This window comes from Azoarcus taiwanensis (assembly GCF_012910885.1).
GTDB lineage: Bacteria > Pseudomonadota > Gammaproteobacteria > Burkholderiales > Rhodocyclaceae > Azoarcus_F > Azoarcus_F taiwanensis.
This window is the reverse complement of the sequence record NZ_WTVM01000046.1, coordinates 1-18,931: the sequence shown is the minus strand read 5'-3', so window position 1 is coordinate 18,931 and position 18,931 is coordinate 1. Positions and strand designations below refer to the sequence as shown.

The following is an 18,931-nucleotide window of genomic DNA, read 5'->3' as shown; positions in this document are numbered from 1 at the left end:
CTCGCCCATGTCGACAACGGAGGTTCATCATGAAACGCTTGACCGCACAACTTTGCATCGCGCTGATCGCCGGCGCTGGACTGCTCGCCACCACTCTACCGGCCGAGGCACGCGACAGCCGCCACTGGCAATACGACCATCGCACGTACGGGCCTGGTTGGTCGCACCACCGCCCGGGGCCGCCGCCGCATGCGGCGCACAAGCGCCAAGGCAAGCAGAAGGTGGAAGTGCATCATCACTACTACCATCCGCATCACTACGGCCGCCCGGCCCCGGCCCGCTATGCGCCGCCACGTTACGTGCCTCCGCGCCACGCGCAGCACCGTCACTCGACGGTCACGCATCGTCATGTGTCGAGCAGCCCGGCCATCGTGATCAGCATGCCGCCTATCGTGATTCCGGTCCGCTGACGAGGTCGGGGCGCTGACGCATTGGCGCCCCGACACTGTCAGATCACTTGAAGGCACAGAATGAAGGGCGGAAGTCTTTATCACTCAGACTGCTATAGATTTAATTTTTTATTGCTTTTATAGCCTAAAGGATTCCCTTCTAATGGCTCCCACGCAACCGACACACTTTGCTCAGGGAGTCATTCATGCACGCGTTCCAACCCCGAAATTTCTTCAAGACCAGCGTCGCAGCGCTCGCTGTCGCGGTCGCCGTCCCGGTGTTCGCCCAGACCACGATCACCAACGTTTCCTACGATCCGACGCGCGAGTTCTATCGCGAGTACAACGCAGCATTCGATGCGCACTGGCAGGCGACCAAGGGCGAGCGGGTCAACGTGCGCCAGTCGCACGGCGGCTCGGGCTCCCAGGCCCGCGCGGTGATCGACGGACTGGATGCCGACGTCGTTACGCTTGCGCTGGCCTATGACGTAAGCGCGCTGCACGACCGCGCCGATCTGATCCCCGCCGACTGGCAGGCCCGGCTGCCGTCGAACAGCTCGCCCTACACATCGACCATCGTGCTGCTGGTGCGTGCCGGCAACCCGAAGAACATCAAGGACTGGAACGACCTGGCGCGTGACGACGTCGAGGTGATCACCCCCAACCCGAAAACCTCGGGCGGGGCGCGCTGGAACTACCTCGCGGCCTGGGGCTACGGGCTGAAGAAGTACGGCAGCGAAGAGGCGGCCTACGAGTTCACGAAGAAGATCTACGCCAACGTGCCGGTGCTGGACCCGGCGGCCCGCGGCGCGACCAACACCTTTGTGCAGCGACGCATCGGCGACGCCTTCATCGCCTGGGAGAACGAGGCCTTCCTCGCGGTCGAGCAGCTCGGTCGCGGCGAGTACGAGATCGTCGTGCCCTCGGTCAGCATCCTCGCCGAGCCGCCGGTGACCATCGTCGACCGGAACGTCGATCGCAAGGGCACCCGCGAGGTCGCGCAGGCCTACCTCGAGTTCCTCTACACCGACGAGGCGCAGCGCCTGGCGGGCAAGCATTTCTACCGCCCGTCCAACCCGGCGATTGGGGCCGAGTTCGCCGACCGCTTCCCGGACGTGAACTTTTTCACCATCGACGAGGTGTTCGGTGGCTGGAAGGTGGCTCAGGAAACCCACTTCAACGACGGTGGGGTGTTTGACCGGATTCTTCGCGAGATCAACCAGTAAGCAAGTGATTGCTGCGATGGCGGCGTGCCCATGGCGCGCCGCCATCGGCACGTCCGCTCGCCCCGTCACGGAGGACAATCCAATGGCCATCGCCTTGCGCCAGCCCAGCGTGATCCCCGGCTTCGGCATCACGCTGGGCTTCACGATCTTCTACCTCGGTCTGCTCATCGTCATCCCGATTGCCGGGCTGCTGCTCTACACCCTGCAGATGAGCTGGGACGACTTCTGGCGCGCGGTCAGCGACCGCCAGGTGGTCGCCTCGTACAAGCTCTCGTTCGGTGCGTCGCTTATCGCTGCCCTGATCAATCTGGTGTTCGGCGCCATTGTCGCCTGGGTGCTGGTGCGTTACCGCTTTACCGGCAAGCGCATCGTCGACGCGCTGGTGGACCTGCCCTTCGCCATGCCCACTGCGGTGGCCGGGATCGCGCTGGTCACCCTCTATGCCTCGACCGGCTGGGTCGGGCAGTACCTGAACGTGTATGGCATTCGTATCGCCTACACCCAGATCGGGGTAATCGTGGCGCTCACCTACATCGGCCTGCCCTTCGTGGTGCGCACGGTGCAGCCGGTACTGGAGGATCTCGACAAGGAGGCCGAAGAGGCCTCGGCCATCATGGGGGCGAACCGCTTCACCACGATTCGCCGGGTGATCCTGCCGGCGCTGCTGCCGGCGCTGCTGACCGGCTTTGCGCTGGCCTTCGCCCGCGCGCTCGGCGAATACGGCTCGGTGATCTTCATCTCCGGCAATCTGCCGTTTCGCACCGAGATCACGCCCCTGCTCATCGTCGCCAAGGCCGAGCAGTTCGATTACGCCGGCGCCGCCGCGATCGCCGCCTTTCTGCTCTTGCTGCTGATCAACGGCCTGCAATGGTGGGCGTCGCGCCGCTACCGCTGAGGAACACGCCATGACAACACTGAATCCGGCCCTCGGGTCAAGCTCCCCGGCTCAGACCAGACCGAGCGCCCACGCCTGGCACCGCGCCACTGAGGAGCCCGCCTGGTTGCGGCGGACGCTGATCGGCATTGCGCTCACCTTCCTCACGATATTTCTCGTCCTGCCGCTGACGGTGGTGCTGTACAGCGCCTTCGAGCAGGGGCTGCGGGTGTGGTATGAGGCCATCGTCGAACCGGATGCGGCCGCAGCGATCCGCCTGACGCTGCTGGTCGTGCTTGTCGTCGTGCCGGTGAACCTGGTGTTCGGCGTGGTCGCGGCCTGGGCGATCGCCAAGTTCGAGTTCCGCGGCAAGTCCCTGCTGATCACGCTGATCGACCTGCCGTTTGCGATCTCGCCGGTCGTCGTCGGCCTGATCTTCGTGATCCTGCTCGGCTCGCAAGGCTGGCTCGGACCGTGGCTCGCGAGCAACGAGATGCGCATCATCTTCGCCGTGCCCGGCATCATGCTGGTCATCGCCTTCGGCACCCTGCCCTTCGTCGCCCGCGAGTTGATTCCACTGATGCAGCAACAGGGCAAGGAAGAGGAGGAATCCTCGCTGACCCTCGGCGCGAACGGCTGGCAGACCTTCTGGCGGGTGACCCTGCCCAACATCAAGTGGGGTCTGATCTACGGCGTGATCCTGTGCAACGCCCGGGCAATGGGCGAGTTCGGTGCGGTGGCAGTGGTTTCCGGCCGAATCCGCGGTGAAACCAACACCATGCCGCTGCACATCGAGGTGCTCTACAACGAATACATGTTCACCGCCGCTTTCGCGGTGTCGTCGCTGCTCGCGGCGCTCGCCCTCGTGACGATTGCGGTGAAAAGCTTTGTCGAATGGCGCGAGGAACGTGCGCGCACGGCCCAGCAGAACTGACCCGACCCACAGGACAACAAGACCATGAGTATCGAGATCGAAAACGTCAACAAGCGCTTCGGCGACTTTGTCGCCGTCGACAACGTCAAGCTCTCCCTGCCGAATGGCGAGCTGACCGCCCTGCTGGGCCCGTCCGGCAGCGGCAAGACCACCTTGCTGCGGATCATCGCCGGACTGGAGCAACCCGACTCTGGCCGTATCCGCTTCCACGGCGAGGACACCACCGACGTGCACGTCAGCCACCGCGGCGTGGGCTTCGTGTTTCAGCACTATGCACTGTTCAAGCACATGAGCGTGTTCGACAACGTGGCCTACGGGCTCACCGTCAAGCCGCGTCGCTTCCGCCCCGACAAGGCCGAGATCAAGCGCCGGGTCATGCGCTTGCTGGAGCTGGTGCAACTGGACTGGACCGCGCACCGACTGCCGTCGCAGCTATCCGGCGGGCAACGCCAGCGCATCGCGCTCGCCCGCGCGTTGGCGGTCGAGCCCAGGGTGTTGCTGCTCGACGAGCCCTTTGGCGCGCTGGACGCCAAGGTACGCACCGAGCTGCGACGCTGGCTGCGCCGGTTGCACGACGAGATCCATGTGACCAGCGTCTTCGTGACCCACGATCAGGAAGAAGCGCTCGAGGTATCCGACCGCGTGGTGGTCATGAATCACGGCAACGTCGAACAGGAAGGTTCGCCGGAGGACGTCTACGACCACCCAGCCAACCCCTTCGTCTACAAGTTTCTCGGCAACGTGAATCTGTTCCGTGCCCGGGTGCGCGACGGCCAGGCGCGCATCGGCGACATCGCCTTGCCGGTCGCGGAGCATCATCCGCAGGACGGCGAAGGCTATGCCTATGTGCGGCCACACGAGATCGAAATCGTCACCGATCCGTCCGAGGCCGGCCTCTCCGCGACCGTGGAGCTGGTCTCGATCGTCGGCCCCACGGTGCGCCTGGAACTGCGTGTCGAGAACGGTGAAGACCTGGTGCACGCCGAAGTACCCAAGGGTCGCTGGCGCGAACTCGGCCTCGCGCAGGGGGCGCCGCTGCGGGTGCGCCCGCTGGCCAGCCGCGTGTTCCTGCACGGCGAAACCCTGCCCTCGGCCGGAGCCTGAGCATGAACTTTCAGCAACTGCGCATCATCCGCGAGGCGGTCCGGCGCAACTACAACCTGACCGAGGTCGCCAACGCCCTGTACACCGCACAGTCCGGGGTGTCCAAGCACATCCGCGACCTGGAGGACGAACTCGGCGTCGAGCTCTTCGTCCGTCACGGCAAGCGCCTGCTCGGGCTCACCGAGCCGGGCAAGGAGTTGCTGCCCATGGTCGAGCGGATTCTGCTCGAGACGCAAAACATCAAGCGGCTCGCGGAGCAGTTCGCCCAACGCGACATCGGGAGCCTCGCGGTGGCCACGACCCACACCCAGGCACGCTACGCCTTGCCGGGTGTGGTCACGCGCTTCAAGGAGACTTTTCCCAAGGTGCACCTGGAGCTGCATCAGTGCGGTCCGAGCGAGATCGTCACTTTGCTCAAAGCCGGCGAAGTCGACATCGGTATCGCCACCGAAGCGCTGGCCGACGACGAGGACCTGGTCGGCTTTCCATATTACAAGTGGCATCACTCGATCATCGTGCCGGAAGGCCATACACTGGCCTCGTTGCCGGAACTGACCCTGGACGCCATCGCCGATTACCCTCTCATCACCTATCACGAGGGCTACACCGGCCGCGCACGCATCGACCGCGCCTTTGCCAGCAAGGCGCTGCATCCGGACATCGTGATGTCCGCGCTCGATGCCGACGTGATCAAGTCCTACGTGGAGCTTGGGCTCGGCGTGGGCATCATCGCCTCGATGGCGTACCACCCGAAGCGCGACGCCGGTCTCACGCTGCTAGACGGCCGCACGCTGTTCGAGCCGAACACCACCTGGATCGCACTGCGGCGCGGCAACTACCTGCGCGACTTCGCCTACCGCTTCATCGAATGCTGCACCCCGGAGCTGAAGGAGGCGACGATCAAGGACAAGGTTTTTCTGCGGGCTCAGACGGCTTGATCGCAAGACGTGCAAACGACTTGGCATCGACGACGAACTCAAAGAAATCCGCTTCGAATCCCGCGTAGTGTTTTTCAAGCTCTGCCGCGCCTCCGAGCAGCATTTCCGGTCGACTCAAACGACTGGACATGCGATCCAGTGCGAAGGCGACGATTTCGGCGCTGCGGTAAGAAGCCAGCCAGTCATCCTTGCGCATCGAAGGCAGCTGGCCCGCAAGCCGCGGCGGCAGCATACGGTGGTGGGCATCCATCAGCGCGTACATTCGCGCCGTAAAGGCCGGCAAGGGTTCAGGGTGGAAATCGGACCAATGAAGGGCAAGAAAATGGTCGTAGAACATGTCCACAAGAATGCCAGCGGCCCTTCTGCGCGCTGGAGAGATGCGCCCGCGACTGCGACAGAACGCAGGATGGCCATCGGCGAAGACGTCGATGCGCCGGTGCAGCGCCACACCCGCCGCGATATCGGTGGGCAGACCGGCAGGCAATGGACCCTTGACGAAATCGCCCATCAGCCCGCCGAGCTGATGCGCCGGGTCATCCCCGGCGAGCCAGGCATGGGCGAGGAAGTTCATCGGTCGGCGCAGCCATGCCGGAAACAGCCAACGACATGGTCGTCGACCATGCCGACCGCCTGCATGAAGGCATAGCAGATGGTGCTGCCGACGAACTTGAAGCCGCGGGCGCGCAAGGCCTTGCTCATCGCGTCGGATTCCGGGGTGGTCGCCGGCACCTCGGCAAGCGCGGTCCAGGCATTGCGCCGGGGCTCACCGCCGACGAAGGACCACAGCCATTCGACCGGGTCGATGCCCTCGGCCTCGAGCGCGAGCCACGCGCGTGCATTCACAATCGCGGCATCGATCTTGGCGCGGTTGCGGATGATGCCCGGGTCGCCGAGCAGTGCGGCTTTCTTCTCGTCGTCCCAGGCGGCGATACCAACCGGGTCAAAGCCGTCGAAGACCTCTCGATAGCGCTCGCGCTTCCTGAGTACCGTAATCCAGGCAAGTCCGGCCTGCGCGCCTTCGAGGATGAGGAACTCGAACAGACGCCGGGCATCGCGCACCGGCACGCCCCATTCTTCGTCATGGTAGGCCCGGTACAGCGGGTCGCTGCCGGCCCAGCCGCAGCGCATCGGTTCGGATTCGCGTTCGGTTTCGACCATCGCCACCTCCTGACCTTAGGTCATACGGGAAAACCCGTTCTTGAGTTTTCCGCCCCATGCCCATTAAATGGGTCCATGAATCGTGCAGCGCACGATTCCCCTTCTACGACCCCCGCGCGCGAAACGTTCGCGCGCTTTTTCCGGGAGCCCTCAAGAATGAGAATGTCGAAAATCGCCGCTTCCCTTGCACTCGCCTCGATGCTGGCATGCGGCAGCGCACTCGCCGAGACCCTGCGCTGGTCCAGCGCGGGCGACTCGCTGACCATGGATCCACACGCCCAGAATGAAGGCCCGACCCATGTGCTCAGCCATCAGGTCTACGACACTCTGGTGTTCCGCGACCAGGAGATGAGGCTGCAACCGCGCCTGGCCACCGAATGGTACATCAGCCCCGATGACTCTTCGGTGTGGGAGTTCAAACTGCGCGAAGGCGTCAGTTACCACAACGGCAACCCCTTCACCGCCGACGACGTGGTGTTCTCGATCAACCGCGCCAAGCACGACAACTCGGACATGAAGGGCTTGCTGACCACTGTCGTCGAGGTAAGCAAGGTCGACGACTACACGGTGCGCATGCGCACCGATGGCCCCAACCCGCTGCTGCCCAACAACCTGACCAATCTGTTCATCATGGACCGGGAATGGGCCGAGGCCAACAACGTTACCCTGCCGCAGAACTTCAAGGGTGGCGAGGAAACCCACGCGGTGCGCAACGCCAACGGCACCGGCCCCTTCCGCCTGGTCAGCCGCGAACCCGACGTTCGCACCGAGCTGGTGCGCAACGACGAGTACTGGGGCCGCGACGTTTTCCCGATGGAAGTCTCCCGCATCATCCACACTCCGATCTCGTCTGCCGCAACCCGCGCCGCCGCGCTGCTCTCTGGAGAGATCGACTTCCTGCTCGACCCACCGGTGCAGGATCTCGAACGTCTGAACAACGCCCGAGGCCTGGTGGTGCGCTCCGCACCGGAGAACCGCACCATCTTCCTCGGCATGCAGATGGGTCTGCCCGAGCTGCGCACCTCGGACGTGAAGGGCAAGAACCCGTTCGCAGACAAGCGGGTGCGCGAAGCAATGAACATCGCGATCAACCGCGACGCGATCCAGCGAGTGGTGATGCGTGGCCAATCCGTGCCCGCCGGCATCGTCATGGCACCCTTCGTCGACGGCTACAGCGCCGACATCGACGTGGTGCCGGCGGTGGACGTGAATCGCGCCAAGGCCCTGCTCAGCGAGGCCGGCTACCCGAATGGCTTCACGGTCACGCTCGCCTGCTCGAACGACCGCTACATCAACGACGAGGCAATCTGCCAGGCAGTCACCGGCATGTTCGGCCAGATCGGAGTGCGCGTGCGTCTCGACGCCCGTTCGCGCAGCATCCACTTCGCCGAACTGCAGCGCGGCGAGCTGGACTTTTACCTGCTCGGCTGGGGTGTGCCGACGATGGACTCGCACTACGTGTTCCACTATCTCTTCGAGACCCGCAGCGAGCGCGGCGGCTCCTGGAACCACACCGGCTACTCCAACGCCGAGGCCGACGCCCTGATCGACGCGATGACCCGCGAGGTCGACGCCGACAAGCGGGCGGAGATGGTGTCCTCGGTATGGAGCATGGTGCAGGACGACATCGTCTATCTGCCCATCCATCATCAGATGCTCAACTGGGCGATGAAGGACAACATCGACTTTCCGGTCCAGTCCGAAAACTATCCCTACTTCAAACTGCTGAAGTACAACAAGTAACTCTCTGACGACCGTGCCACGGGGACGACGCCTCAGCGTCGCCTCCGTGGGTGCGTTCGCACCCCTTCATGCTCGCATTCATCATCCGTCGCCTGCTGCAGTCCATCCTCGTGATGCTCGCAGTGGCGCTCGTTTCATTCGGCCTGTTCCGCTTCATCGGCGACCCGATCCACAACATGGTCGGCCAGGAAGCAACGGCGGCCGAGCGCGAACAACTCCGCCAGGATCTGGGCCTGAACGACCCGGTGCCGCTTCAATTCGCACGCTTCGTGGGCAACGCATTGCGCGGTGAGTTCGGCCTTTCCTACCGCATGGCCAGACCGGTCACCGACGTGATCATGGAGCGCCTGCCGGCCACGCTGGAGCTGGCACTGATTTCGGGTATCGGCGCGCTGGCGCTGGGTATCGCACTCGGGGTCTATACCGCCTTGCGCCGGGACGGTTGGCTCTCCCAGTTCATCATGTCGGCCTCGCTGATCGGCGTGTCGCTGCCGATCTTCCTGATCGGCATCTTGCTGATCTACGTGTTCGCGGTCGAGCTGCAGGTGCTGCCCGCCTTCGGCCGCGGCGAGACGGTCCGAATCGGCTGGTGGACCACCGGCCTGCTCACCGAATCCGGCCTGAAGTCGCTGATCATGCCAGCGATCACGCTGGGGCTCTACCAGCTCACGCTGATCATGCGCCTGGTCCGGGCCGAGATGCTCGAGGTATTGCGAACCGACTACATCAAGTTCGCCCGCGCCCGCGGCCTGTCGGACCGGGCGGTGCATTTCGGCCACGCGCTCAAGAACACTCTGCTGCCGGTGATCACCATAGCCGGCCTGCAGATCGGCTCGATCATCGCCTTCGCCATCGTCACCGAGACCGTGTTCCAGTGGCCGGGCGTCGGGCTGCTGTTCATCACCGCAATCCAGTTCGTCGACATCCCGGTGATGGCCGCCTACCTGGTACTGATCGCGCTGATCTTCGTGGTCATCAACCTCATCGTCGACCTGCTCTACTTCGCGGTCGATCCGCGTTTGCGGGTGCAACGAAGCGGACGGGGGCACTGAAATGAACACGCTCACCGAGAAATCCAAAACGGACTCGCTTCTCGCCCGCATCCTCGACAGCGACATCTTCCACAGTTTCATCCGCTCGCCGGTGACCGTGGTGTCGGCGATCGTGACCGTGGTGATGATCGTAGCCGCGCTGTCGGCGCCGCTGATCTCGCCGCACAATCCCTTCGACCCGGCCACGCTGAACCTGATGGAGGGCTTCACCCCGCCAATGGTGGCCAACGAATTCACCGGCAACGTGTATTGGTTCGGCACCGATGCCCAGGGCCGCGACATCTTCTCGGCCATCCTCTATGGCTCGCGGGTGTCGCTGCTCGTAGGTTTCGCCGCGGTGGGACTTGCCGCGGTACTCGGCATCACGCTGGGCCTGATGTCGGGCTACCTCGGAGGCTGGGTCGATGCGTTGATCATGCGCATTGCCGACGTGCAACTGTCTTTTCCGGCAATCCTGATCGCGCTGCTGATCTTCGGCGTGTTCAAGGGCATCATCCCGCCCGCGATGCAGGACCAGATGGCAATCTATGTGCTCATCCTCGCGATCGGCCTGTCCGACTGGGTGCAGTACGCGCGCACCGTGCGAAGCTCGACAATGGCCGAGAAAAACAAGGAATACGTGCAGGCCGCAAGAGTCATCGGCGTACCAGCGCCGCTGATCCTGCTGCGCCATATCCTGCCCAACGTGATGGGTCCGGTGCTCGTCATCGCGACCATCGGCCTGGCGCTGGCGATCATCCTCGAGTCGACCCTGTCCTTCCTCGGCGTCGGGGTGCCGCCCACCCAGCCCAGCCTCGGCACGCTGATCCGCGTCGGCCAGGACTACCTGTTCTCCGGTGAATGGTGGATCGTGCTGTTCCCGGGCATGACCCTGCTCATCCTCGCGCTGTCAGTCAACCTGCTCGGTGACTGGCTGCGCGACGCGCTCAACCCAAGGCTGCGCTGATGAAGCCACCCGCTCACAATCAACCAGCCGGCAATACCCCGCTGCTGTCGGTGCGCAACCTGCGCATCGAGTTCCCGACCCGACGCGGCACGCTGGTCGCGATCGACGACGTCTCCTTCGACATCGCACGCGGCGAAGTGCTCGGCATGGTAGGCGAGTCCGGGGCCGGCAAGTCGCTGACCGGGGCGGCCATCATCGGCCTGCTCGAACCCCCGGGCCGGATCGCCGCCGGCGAGGTCCTGCTCGACGGCGAACCGATTCATACGCTGCCAGCCGAGCGCATGCGCAAGATCCGTGGCCGGCGCATCTCGATGATCTTCCAGGACCCGTTGACCAGCCTGAACCCACTCTACACAGTAGGTCGCCAGATCACCGAGACCATTCTCACCCACCGCGACATCGGCGAGGCCGCCGCGCGCAAGCGAGCGATCGAACTGTTGGCCGAGGTCGGCATTCCGGCACCGGACCAGCGGGTGGACCACTATCCGCACCAGTTCTCCGGCGGCATGCGCCAGCGGGTGGTGATCGCGCTGGCCCTGTGTGCCGAACCGGAGCTGATCATCGCCGACGAGCCGACCACCGCACTCGACGTGTCGGTGCAGGCCCAGATCATCGACCTGCTCAAGCGACTGTGTCGCGACCACCACACTGCGGTGATGCTCGTCACCCACGACATGGGAGTCATCGCAGAGGCCGCAGATCGGGTCGCGGTGATGTATGCCGGACGCCTTGCCGAAATCGGCCCGGTGCGTGCAGTGGTGCAGCAGCCGCAACACCCATACACCCGCGGCCTGATGGGCTCGATACCGGTGCTTGGCGCCGACGTCCATCGGCTGGTACAGATCGACGGCGCAATGCCCAGGCTCAACGCGATTCCACCCGGTTGCGCGTTCAACCCACGCTGCACCGAAGCCTTCGCCCGCTGCCGCAGCTAACGCCCCGACCTGCTGCCGGCGGGTGACACACAGGCCGCATGCTGGCTGTACGAAACGCCCACCGCCGCAGGCAGTGCAACCCCAGTTTCCGAGGAACAAGCATGAACATGCCGGCCCAGACTCCGGCCCCGGTACCCGACGCACCGCTGCTGCTCGTCGAAGACCTCAAGTGTCGCTTCGAGGTTTCCAAACCGTTTCTCAACCGCGTGATCGAACGCGAACCACGACGCTGGCTCAAGGCAGTCGATGGTGTGAGCTTCACCATCGACCGGGGCGAAACCTTCGCCCTGGTGGGCGAATCCGGCTGCGGCAAATCCACCGTCGCACGGCTCATCGTCGGCCTGTACGAAGCCAGCGACGGACGCATCGTATTCGACGGCAGAGATCTCGGGCAGCTGCAGTCCGAGGCCGAACGGCAGCGCATCCGCCGCCGCTTCCAGATGATCTTCCAGGACCCCTTCGCCAGTCTGAACCCGCGCTGGCGGGTCGAGCGGATCATCGCCGAGCCGATCCGGGTCTTCGGTCTGCTGAACGACGACGCCGCCATCCGCGCCCGTGTCGGCGAGTTGCTGACCCAGGTGGGGCTGTCGCCGGCAGATGGCCGCAAGTTTCCGCACGAGTTTTCCGGCGGGCAGCGCCAGCGTATCTGCATCGCCCGCGCACTGGCCAACAACCCGGAGTTCCTGGTCTGCGACGAGCCCACCTCGGCGCTCGACGTTTCGGTGCAGGCGCAGATCCTCAACCTCATGCAGGACCTGCAGGACGAGCTTGGCCTGACCTATCTCTTCATCAGCCACGACCTCGCGGTGGTCCGACACATGGCCGACCGGGTCGGCGTGATGTACCTCGGCCGTCTGGTCGAGGTGGCCGACAGCCGCACCTTGTTCGAGAACCCGCAGCACCCCTACACCCGGATGCTGCTGGCAACGATTCCCGACATCAAGATGGAAGGCAAGCGCCACGAGATCGTGCGCGGCGAGGTGCCCAATCCGATCACGCCACCGCCGGGCTGCACCTTCCACCCCCGTTGTCCGCTCGTCAACGACCGCTGCCGCAGCGAAGCGCCCCACCTGCTGCCAACCGCACGCGGCCACCTCGCCGCCTGCCACGCGATCGAGGAAGGCCGGCAGTAAAGCTATCGCGCCATCAGAGGCAGCAGCGCCTCGGCGATCAGCGGCGCGACCGAGACTGCGTTTGTCGGGTGGGCGATCGCGTCGGTGCTCCACACTTCGCTGACGCCAGCCTCGCGCACCAGGGCCAGCGCGCCTTCGGCGAACAAGGCATGGGTGACCGCGAGATCCACTGAGGCCGCACCGGCCGCCAGTAGCAGCTGGGTCGCCACCGCCACCGTATGGCCGGTGCTGGCGACGTCATCGACGATGACCACGCTGCGCCCGGCCACCGCCATCTCGGGCAGCGCGATCTCGACGTTGCGGTCGCCGTGGCGCACTTTGCTGCACACCGCATGATCGAAGCCGTGCGCAGCCGCGGCGCTGGCGACCCATTGCGCGGACTCGCTGTCAGGGCCCATCAGCAAGGGGGCGCGGCGGCGCCCGGCGACGAAGTCTCCAAGCAGGGGGGCAGCTGACAAGGCCAGCGCGTCGGTCACGGGTATCGCCTCGCCGAGGGTTTCAACGCGGTGAAGATGCGGATCGACGGTAATCACCGCGTCGAAGAGGTTGGCGAGGTAACGACCGATGATGCGCTGGCTCACAGCTTCGCCGACGCGAAACGCGATGTCCTGCCGCATGTAGGCCATGTAGGGCGCAACCAGCACCACCTGTTCGGCGCCGAGTGCTCGCGCGGTATCGGCCGCGAGCATCAGCTCGACCAGCTTCTCGTTGGGATAGGCGAGGCCGCGAAAGAGCACCACCACCCGCGGCAGACGCTCCGGCAGACGCAGGCGCAGTTCGCCGTCGGGAAAGCGGTGACGTTCGATCGGCCGGATCGCACAACCGCAGGCAGCGGCCAGCTTTGCCGCAGCTGCGGCCTCGTCGTCGAAATGCAGCAATACACTGGACAAGGGTTCAGAACTCCACGAAAACGTGCGGAACCTCCTCCGCACTCCCAATCGAATAACCCGACGCGCGCTCGCTCGCCTGATGCGCGAAGTCGCGGTCGGCCGGGAAGCCTGCATAGACCCGATACACCACCTCGCCACGCACCACCGGCTCGCCGAGCTTGCGAAACAGCTCCACCCCGGCACCCTTGACCTTGGGCGCCCCGGCGAGCCGCGCGATGCGGGCGAGCTGCAGACAGTCGATGCCGGTGATCACACCGTCTGCCGGTGCCAGCACCTCGAAGCCGAGGCCACCGAGTTGCAGCGCATTGTGATCGAAACGACGATCGCCCTGGGCGCGGATGATGTCGTCCATCTTGGACAGCGCCCGGCCGGAGTCGAGAATGTCCCGCGCGATCGCAAAACCGTCGCCGCCCCGCACGTCGGGGTCGAACTCAATCATCCGTCCGGCGAGTCGCAGTGCCTTCTGGCGCAGGTCGTTGGGGGCTCGCGGGTCGTTCTCCAGTACCAGCATCACATCGCGCGCTTCGAGCACCGCACCGATGCCGTTGCCGATCGGCTGCCGCCCATCGGTGATGACGACATCGACCGCCAGCCCCATGCGAGTGGCGACATATTCGAACAGTTTGCGCAGACGCTGCGCCTCGGACATGGACCGCACCTTGGCGGTGGGTCCCACCGGAATGTCGATCACGAGATGAGTCGAGCCGGCCGCCACCTTCTTCGACAGGATCGAGGCCACCATCTGCCCCGGCGAATCGATCGACAATGGCCGCTCCACCGAAATCAGCACATCGTCAGCCGGCGACAGATCTGCGGTGCCGCCCCAGGCGACGCAGCCGCGATGCTCGCGTACGATCTCGGACATGCGGTCGAAGGGCAGCTCCACCCGGGCCAGAACCTCCATGGTGTCGGCAGTGCCCGCTGGCGAGGTGATCGCGCGGGAGGACGTCTTGGGACACAGCATGCCGTGGGCAGCGACGATAGGCACCACCAGCATCGAGGTCCGGTTGCCCGGGATGCCGCCGATGCAGTGTTTGTCCACCACCACACGTTCGTGCCAGTCGAGCCTTCGGCCAGAGCGCGCCATCGCGTCGGTGAGAAAAAACACCTCCTCACGGTCGAGTTCGCCCTGATTGCAGGCAACCACAAAGGCGGTGAGTTCGATCTTGGAGTAGCGATGCTCGGAAACATCGCGAACGATGGCGCGGAAATCGTCCTGCCCGAGGCGTTCGCCGGCGATCTTGCGATGCAGCGCCGGAATCGACCCCGGCGGCTCCGCCTGGGAAACCGCGGTCGGATGCCCATTATCCACCCCGAGCTGGGCGAAAGCGTCCATCGACAGGCCCAACTCGTGGCAACCCACGATCGCCTCATCGTCCACCACGTTCAGCGTTGCCAGAATCCGTTTGCCGTTGGCCCGCACCTCGACCTTGGACAAGGCCTGGAAACCCTCTGCGCGATAGAGTGCGCAGTCGCGATGCAGGTAGGCGACGTTTTCGCGATAGGTATCGATCGCAACCCGGCGCAGTGCCAGTTCCGAGGAGGTCTTGCGTTCCTCGCTTGCAGGGGATTCCGGCACGGATTCAGTTGGCTTGCTCATGGTGCAAGCCTACACCAGCGCCGGAGGCGCAGCGAGTGAGGAATTCACTCGCTGCCGCGAAGTGCGCTACCGTCTATCGGCCTGCGTTGGGGAAGAACAGCTGCTCACCTTCGATAGCGTACGAGGCGATCGCTGCCTGACCCGCCTCGGACACCAGCCAGTCGATAAAGGCCTGACCTTCGGCGACCTTCACATGGGTGTGACGCTCGGGGTTCACCAGCATGACGCCGTACTGATTGAACAGGCGGTTGTCGCCCTCGAGCAGCACTTCGAGGCCCTCGCGGTTACGGAAACTCAACCAGGTGGCTCGATCCGCCAGCACATAGGCGCCTAGCGAGGCCGCCATGTTGAGCGCGGGGCCCATGCCGCAGCCGCATTCGCGGTAGCCGGTGCCTTTGGTCTCTCCACTCCCGGTGGCATCCCAGAAGCGCAGCTCGGCCGCATGGGTGCCGCTGCGGTCGCCACGAGAGACAAAATCGGCGTTCGCCGCCGCCACCTTGCGCAGCGCCTCGACGATGTCCTGACCGCGAGCCTGCGCCGGATCGGCAGCCGGGCCGATCAGCACGAAATCGTTGTACATCACCGGAAAGCGTTCGACGCCGAAGCCTTCTTCCACGAATCGCTTCTCGGCAACTTCATCATGTACGAAGACCACATCGGCATCGCCCCGCCGACCGACGTCCAGCGCCTGGCCGGTGCCGAGCGCCACCACTCGAACCTCGATACCGCTGGCTTTCTTGAACATGGGCAGGATATGGCCAAAGAGCCCGGACTGCTCGGTGGAAGTCGTCGAGGAGACGACGATGGATTGGGCTGCGGCGAAACCAGTGGCCAGGGCGAACAAAAGGGCCAAAAGCACTTGCCTCGTCAAGCGCTCTGCTCCCTGGGACAGTTGTATTTTCATCATGCGTCTCCTTTGTGGCGAAATTCGGGTGCGACCATTGTTTGCGGCGCACCAGTTGGAATTGCCGTAATCTATGAGCCCAAGGAACACTCATCAATATGTACGAACATGCATAGGGTTAGCCTCCACTATTCGCTGAGCCCGGAAGGCGGTCCTGCCCTGCTCAAGAACCCGCTCTTCGATCTGCTGCAGGCGGTGCACGAGACCGGCTCGATCAATGGCGCGGCGAAAGCGCTCGATCTGTCCTACCGTCATGTCTGGGGTGAATTGAAGAGGTGGGAATCATCCCTCGAACGGACGCTCGTCACTTGGGAAAAGGGCCGTCCGGCCCAGCTGACCGAGTTCGGTGCCAAGCTGATGTGGGCCGAGCGCCAGGCCCAGGCTCGGCTTTTGCCGCAAATCACCGCCCTGCGCGCCGACCTCGACCGGGTCTTCGCGGTCGCATTCGACGAATCGGCGCACATCCTGACGTTCTTCGCCAGCCACGATGCAGCGTTGTCCGCCCTCAGCGACCATGCACGCGACCAGCGACTTCATCTGGACATCCGCTTCACCGGCAGCGTGGATGCGATTCGCGCGCTCAACGAGGGGCGATGCACTATGGCGGGATTCCATGCTCGCCACGACCCTGCGGTGGGGTCACTCGCGCAGAAGGTCTACAAACCATTGCTACGCCCAGGCCTGCACAAGCTGATCGGCTTTACCCGACGCACACAGGGGCTGATCGTAGCAGCAGGCAATCCGCTGAGGCTCCAATCCCTGGGTGATCTGGCGCTAAAACGCGCCCGACTCAGCAACCGCGCCAGGGGCACCGGCACTCGGGTATTGCTGGAAGACCTGCTCACCGAACAGGGCATCCGCAGCCACGACCTCCTTGGCTACGAGAACGAAGAACCTTCACACGCTGCAGTGGCCGAGGCGGTGGCCTCCGGTACCGCCGACGCCGGCATCGGCATCGAGGCCAGCGCCCGCGCCCGCGGACTGGATTTCGTACCCTTGGTCGAGGAGCACTACTACCTCGCCTGCCTCAAGAGCAGCCTGGAGCAACCGGCGACACAGAGTCTGCTGACCTTGCTCGCCAGCGACGCCTGGCAGCAAAAGCTCCGCACGTTACCCGGCTACAGCCCCGACGCGAGCGGAGAAATCCTGTCGATGAGCAAGGTGCTGCCGTGGTGGCGATTCAGGGAGCGCAAGCACGCTACCGCCGAGTCAGCCTGACCGGTCAAGCCCCCTCACGACAGGGTCGCGGTCGCGAGCTTGGCGCTGAAGCCAAGAAACATGCCGCCGACCGTGCCTGTGGCACCGGCCGACAGCCGTCGACGGCGACGAAACTGGTCGGCGAGGTAGGCTCCGCCGAAGATCAGCGCCGACAGGTAAATCAGGCTCACGATCTGAACGATGATGCCGAGGATCATGAACGACAGCCCCGGATGGGCGTAGGCCGGATCGACGAACTGGATGAAGAAGGACACGAAGAACAGGATGGCCTTCGGGTTCATCAGGCTGATGACCAGCGCGGTGCGATAAGTGCGCGGTGCCACCCGCGCCGCCTGAGCGGCCTGATCCACGGTTGCTGCCTGATTTCGCCCGCGCCAGGTCGCGAGCGCCGAGCGCATCAGCCCGACACCAACCCAAGCCAGATACGCGGCGCCAGCGTACTTGATCACCATGAAGAGCTCCGGCGTGGTGCGCAACAGTGACGCAGTGCCAGTGGCGGCCAGCACCATCAGGATCAGGTCACCGGTGAAGATGCCGAACGCACCGCGGTAGCCGGCGCCGACCCCCCAGCGCGAGGCAGCGGCCATGACGTAGAGCGAGTTCGGTCCGGGCAGCAGCACGATGAATATGGTGCCGAGGATGAATGTAGTGAGGTCAGTGATGCCGTAGAACATGGTGCGCTCCCGGATGTTGCGCGGGTGAATTCCGTAATCTGCCATGTCCCGTGCGCGAACGCCAGACCCCGACTATCTACCTATGCACGTCTGTTCATATTGCCCATCTCCCCGGCCCACCCTAGATTCGAATACCTGCCTCCGAGCGCCCGGTACTCACCTTGTCAGAAACCTTCGCCCTGACCCTGAAGATGCTGATGGATCTCGACCCAAAACTGGTCGAGATCGTCGTGCTGTCGCTGCAGGTGAGCGGCCTGGCGGTGATCATCGGCGCGCTCATCGGTCTGCCGCTTGGGGCGTGTCTCGCGATTGGTCGCTTTCCGGGGCAGCAGACCCTGTCGGTCATCGTCAACGGCCTCATGGGCATGCCTTCGGTCGTGATCGGTGTCACGGTATATCTGCTGCTGTCCCGATCCGGCCCTTTCGGTGGCCTCGGGCTGCTGTTCAGCCCACCGGCAATGGTCATCGCCCAGGTCCTGCTCGTCATTCCGTTGATGGCCGCGATCTGCCGTCAGGTCGTGGAAGACGCCTGGTCGCGGCATGCGGAGGAACTCAGGGCCCTTCGCTTCGGCTGGTGGCACAGCATGACCACGCTGCTGCACGACTGCCGGCACTCACTCTTGGTGGCGGTGCTCGCCGGCCTCGGTCGGGCGATGAGTGAGGTCGGCGCGGTGATGATCGTCGGCGGCAACATCGATGGCGTGACCCGGGTGATGACCACCGCGATCGCACTCGAGACCAGCAAAGGCGACCTGCCGCTGGCGGTAGCTCTGGGCCTGGTGCTGATCATGATCATTTTGGTACTCAACGCGTTCGCCTTTGTGCTGCGCAGCTGGGCGATGCGCAGATATGGCTGAGCCGACCGACGACACCGCGAGCATCTTCCCACTGCGTGTGCGTGGTCTCGGCTTTCACGCCGGCGGACGCGCGGTGCTGGACGGCGTAGACCTTGACCTCGCCAACGATGGCATCACGATGGTGCTCGGCCCCAACGGCGCTGGCAAGAGCGTGCTGCTCCGACTGCTCTGCGGGTTGCTGACTCCCACCGCAGGGGAGATAAGGTGGGCCGATGGCGGACGGCCGGACGGCCGTGTGACGATGGTGTTCCAGCAGCCGATGGTTCTGCGCACCACGGTGCTCGACAACGTCGCACTCGCGCTCAAGCCGCAGGGCGTCGCACGCAGCGAGCGACGACGGCGGGCCGCCGGATGTC

Annotated in this window: 20 protein-coding genes; 14 read left to right on the top strand and 6 right to left on the bottom strand. The window is 64.5% G+C overall.

Features of this window, described 5'->3' with window-relative positions; genetic code table 11:
• The first annotated feature begins 29 nt into the window (after positions 1–29).
• The 6 genes from GPA21_RS09460 to GPA21_RS09435 all read left to right on the top strand — a co-directional run bounded on the left by GPA21_RS09460 (position 30) and on the right by GPA21_RS09435 (position 5,465).
• On the top strand, positions 30–410 hold the full coding sequence (locus GPA21_RS09460; RefSeq protein ID WP_168987953.1) for a hypothetical protein: 381 nt from the start codon (positions 30–32) through the stop codon (positions 408–410).
• Between the two features lie 185 nt (positions 411–595).
• Complete coding sequence (locus GPA21_RS09455) at positions 596–1,615, top strand: sulfate ABC transporter substrate-binding protein (protein ID WP_168987952.1); 1,020 nt, start codon at positions 596–598, stop codon at positions 1,613–1,615.
• An 82-nt stretch (positions 1,616–1,697) separates the two neighbouring features.
• Positions 1,698–2,510, top strand: coding sequence for a sulfate ABC transporter permease subunit CysT (cysT, locus tag GPA21_RS09450; protein ID WP_211163513.1), 813 nt, complete (start codon positions 1,698–1,700; stop codon positions 2,508–2,510).
• Between the two features lie 10 nt (positions 2,511–2,520).
• Positions 2,521–3,423: a sulfate ABC transporter permease subunit CysW gene (gene cysW / locus GPA21_RS09445; RefSeq protein WP_168987951.1), complete on the top strand. Its 903-nt coding sequence runs from the start codon at positions 2,521–2,523 to the stop codon at positions 3,421–3,423.
• 24 nt (positions 3,424–3,447) lie between these two features.
• Entirely contained in the window at positions 3,448–4,527 is a 1,080-nt protein-coding gene (locus GPA21_RS09440) for a sulfate/molybdate ABC transporter ATP-binding protein (protein WP_168987950.1), read from the top strand.
• A 2-nt stretch (positions 4,528–4,529) separates the two neighbouring features.
• Positions 4,530–5,465, top strand: coding sequence for a CysB family HTH-type transcriptional regulator (locus tag GPA21_RS09435; protein ID WP_168987949.1), 936 nt, complete (start codon positions 4,530–4,532; stop codon positions 5,463–5,465).
• On the opposite strand, the gene GPA21_RS09430 is transcribed toward GPA21_RS09435, so the two are convergent.
• Positions 5,428–6,036, bottom strand: coding sequence for an acyl carrier protein phosphodiesterase (locus GPA21_RS09430; RefSeq protein ID WP_168987948.1), 609 nt, complete (start codon positions 6,034–6,036; stop codon positions 5,428–5,430). The genes GPA21_RS09435 and GPA21_RS09430 overlap by 38 nt on opposite strands.
• A complete protein-coding gene (locus tag GPA21_RS09425; protein ID WP_246261864.1) occupies positions 6,033–6,623 on the bottom strand; it encodes a DNA-3-methyladenine glycosylase I in 591 nt (196 codons plus the stop codon). The genes GPA21_RS09430 and GPA21_RS09425 overlap by 4 nt, the downstream gene beginning before the upstream one ends.
• 156 nt (positions 6,624–6,779) lie before the next feature.
• On the opposite strand from GPA21_RS09425, the gene GPA21_RS09420 reads away from it, so the two are divergent.
• The 5 genes from GPA21_RS09420 to GPA21_RS09400 all read left to right on the top strand — a co-directional run bounded on the left by GPA21_RS09420 (position 6,780) and on the right by GPA21_RS09400 (position 12,432).
• A complete protein-coding gene (locus GPA21_RS09420) occupies positions 6,780–8,366 on the top strand; it encodes an ABC transporter substrate-binding protein (protein ID WP_168987947.1) in 1,587 nt (528 codons plus the stop codon).
• Positions 8,367–8,434: 68 nt separating this feature from the next.
• The gene (locus GPA21_RS09415; protein ID WP_168987946.1) at positions 8,435–9,418 is read left to right on the top strand and encodes an ABC transporter permease; all 984 of its coding nucleotides are present in this window, start codon (positions 8,435–8,437) and stop codon (positions 9,416–9,418) included.
• A 1-nt stretch (position 9,419) separates the two neighbouring features.
• Positions 9,420–10,364 carry an ABC transporter permease gene (locus tag GPA21_RS09410; RefSeq protein ID WP_168987945.1) on the top strand — a complete coding sequence of 315 codons (945 nt, stop codon included), beginning with the start codon at positions 9,420–9,422 and terminating at the stop codon, positions 10,362–10,364.
• Positions 10,364–11,299 carry an ABC transporter ATP-binding protein gene (locus GPA21_RS09405; RefSeq protein WP_168987944.1) on the top strand — a complete coding sequence of 312 codons (936 nt, stop codon included), beginning with the start codon at positions 10,364–10,366 and terminating at the stop codon, positions 11,297–11,299. Before GPA21_RS09410 ends, GPA21_RS09405 begins: the two co-directional genes overlap by 1 nt.
• 101 nt (positions 11,300–11,400) lie before the next feature.
• A complete protein-coding gene (locus GPA21_RS09400) occupies positions 11,401–12,432 on the top strand; it encodes an ABC transporter ATP-binding protein (protein ID WP_246261863.1) in 1,032 nt (343 codons plus the stop codon).
• A 2-nt stretch (positions 12,433–12,434) separates the two neighbouring features.
• Here the strand turns inward: GPA21_RS09400 and GPA21_RS09395 are convergent, their stop codons facing one another.
• The 3 genes from GPA21_RS09395 to GPA21_RS09385 form a co-directional block, all read right to left on the bottom strand.
• A complete protein-coding gene (locus tag GPA21_RS09395) occupies positions 12,435–13,322 on the bottom strand; it encodes a ribose-phosphate diphosphokinase (protein WP_246261861.1) in 888 nt (295 codons plus the stop codon).
• A gap of 4 nt (positions 13,323–13,326) precedes the next feature.
• On the bottom strand, positions 13,327–14,922 hold the full coding sequence (locus GPA21_RS09390) for a thymidine phosphorylase family protein (protein ID WP_168987942.1): 1,596 nt from the start codon (positions 14,920–14,922) through the stop codon (positions 13,327–13,329).
• A gap of 73 nt (positions 14,923–14,995) precedes the next feature.
• Entirely contained in the window at positions 14,996–15,826 is an 831-nt protein-coding gene (locus GPA21_RS09385; RefSeq protein ID WP_211163512.1) for an ABC transporter substrate-binding protein, read from the bottom strand.
• Positions 15,827–15,934: 108 nt separating this feature from the next.
• Between GPA21_RS09385 and GPA21_RS09380 the strand changes: the two genes are divergently transcribed.
• Positions 15,935–17,044, top strand: a complete 1,110-nt coding sequence (locus tag GPA21_RS09380; protein WP_168987940.1) for a substrate-binding domain-containing protein — start codon at positions 15,935–15,937, stop codon at positions 17,042–17,044.
• Between the two features lie 14 nt (positions 17,045–17,058).
• On the opposite strand, the gene leuE is transcribed toward GPA21_RS09380, so the two are convergent.
• Positions 17,059–17,718, bottom strand: a complete 660-nt coding sequence (gene leuE, locus GPA21_RS09375; protein WP_168987957.1) for a leucine efflux protein LeuE — start codon at positions 17,716–17,718, stop codon at positions 17,059–17,061.
• Positions 17,719–17,909: 191 nt separating this feature from the next.
• On the opposite strand from leuE, the gene GPA21_RS09370 reads away from it, so the two are divergent.
• Both GPA21_RS09370 and GPA21_RS09365 read left to right on the top strand, forming a co-directional pair.
• Complete coding sequence (locus GPA21_RS09370) at positions 17,910–18,575, top strand: ABC transporter permease (protein ID WP_168987956.1); 666 nt, start codon at positions 17,910–17,912, stop codon at positions 18,573–18,575.
• On the top strand, positions 18,568–18,931 hold a 364-nt coding region (locus GPA21_RS09365), incomplete at its 3' end, for an ATP-binding cassette domain-containing protein (protein WP_168987939.1). The genes GPA21_RS09370 and GPA21_RS09365, both read left to right, overlap by 8 nt.

Excerpts from the sequence above, each read along its gene's own strand:
- GPA21_RS09455 (WP_168987952.1), top strand. The coding sequence starts at position 596 with ATGCACGCGTTCCAACCCCGAAATTTCTTCAAGACCAGCGTCGCAGCG.
- GPA21_RS09385 (WP_211163512.1), bottom strand. The coding sequence starts at position 15,826 with ATGAAAATACAACTGTCCCAGGGAGCAGAGCGCTTGACGAGGCAAGTG.
- GPA21_RS09430 (WP_168987948.1), bottom strand. The coding sequence starts at position 6,036 with ATGAACTTCCTCGCCCATGCCTGGCTCGCCGGGGATGACCCGGCGCAT.
- GPA21_RS09435 (WP_168987949.1), top strand. The coding sequence starts at position 4,530 with ATGAACTTTCAGCAACTGCGCATCATCCGCGAGGCGGTCCGGCGCAAC.
- GPA21_RS09405 (WP_168987944.1), top strand. The coding sequence starts at position 10,364 with ATGAAGCCACCCGCTCACAATCAACCAGCCGGCAATACCCCGCTGCTG.
- GPA21_RS09400 (WP_246261863.1), top strand. The coding sequence starts at position 11,401 with ATGAACATGCCGGCCCAGACTCCGGCCCCGGTACCCGACGCACCGCTG.
- GPA21_RS09410 (WP_168987945.1), top strand. The coding sequence starts at position 9,420 with ATGAACACGCTCACCGAGAAATCCAAAACGGACTCGCTTCTCGCCCGC.
- GPA21_RS09425 (WP_246261864.1), bottom strand. The coding sequence starts at position 6,623 with ATGGTCGAAACCGAACGCGAATCCGAACCGATGCGCTGCGGCTGGGCC.
- GPA21_RS09420 (WP_168987947.1), top strand. The coding sequence starts at position 6,780 with ATGAGAATGTCGAAAATCGCCGCTTCCCTTGCACTCGCCTCGATGCTG.
- GPA21_RS09380 (WP_168987940.1), top strand. The coding sequence starts at position 15,935 with ATGCATAGGGTTAGCCTCCACTATTCGCTGAGCCCGGAAGGCGGTCCT.
- leuE (WP_168987957.1), bottom strand. The coding sequence starts at position 17,718 with ATGTTCTACGGCATCACTGACCTCACTACATTCATCCTCGGCACCATA.
- GPA21_RS09370 (WP_168987956.1), top strand. The coding sequence starts at position 17,910 with ATGCTGATGGATCTCGACCCAAAACTGGTCGAGATCGTCGTGCTGTCG.
- GPA21_RS09460 (WP_168987953.1), top strand. The coding sequence starts at position 30 with ATGAAACGCTTGACCGCACAACTTTGCATCGCGCTGATCGCCGGCGCT.
- cysW (WP_168987951.1), top strand. The coding sequence starts at position 2,521 with ATGACAACACTGAATCCGGCCCTCGGGTCAAGCTCCCCGGCTCAGACC.
- GPA21_RS09440 (WP_168987950.1), top strand. The coding sequence starts at position 3,448 with ATGAGTATCGAGATCGAAAACGTCAACAAGCGCTTCGGCGACTTTGTC.
- GPA21_RS09390 (WP_168987942.1), bottom strand. The coding sequence starts at position 14,922 with ATGAGCAAGCCAACTGAATCCGTGCCGGAATCCCCTGCAAGCGAGGAA.
- cysT (WP_211163513.1), top strand. The coding sequence starts at position 1,698 with ATGGCCATCGCCTTGCGCCAGCCCAGCGTGATCCCCGGCTTCGGCATC.
- GPA21_RS09415 (WP_168987946.1), top strand. The coding sequence starts at position 8,435 with ATGCTCGCATTCATCATCCGTCGCCTGCTGCAGTCCATCCTCGTGATG.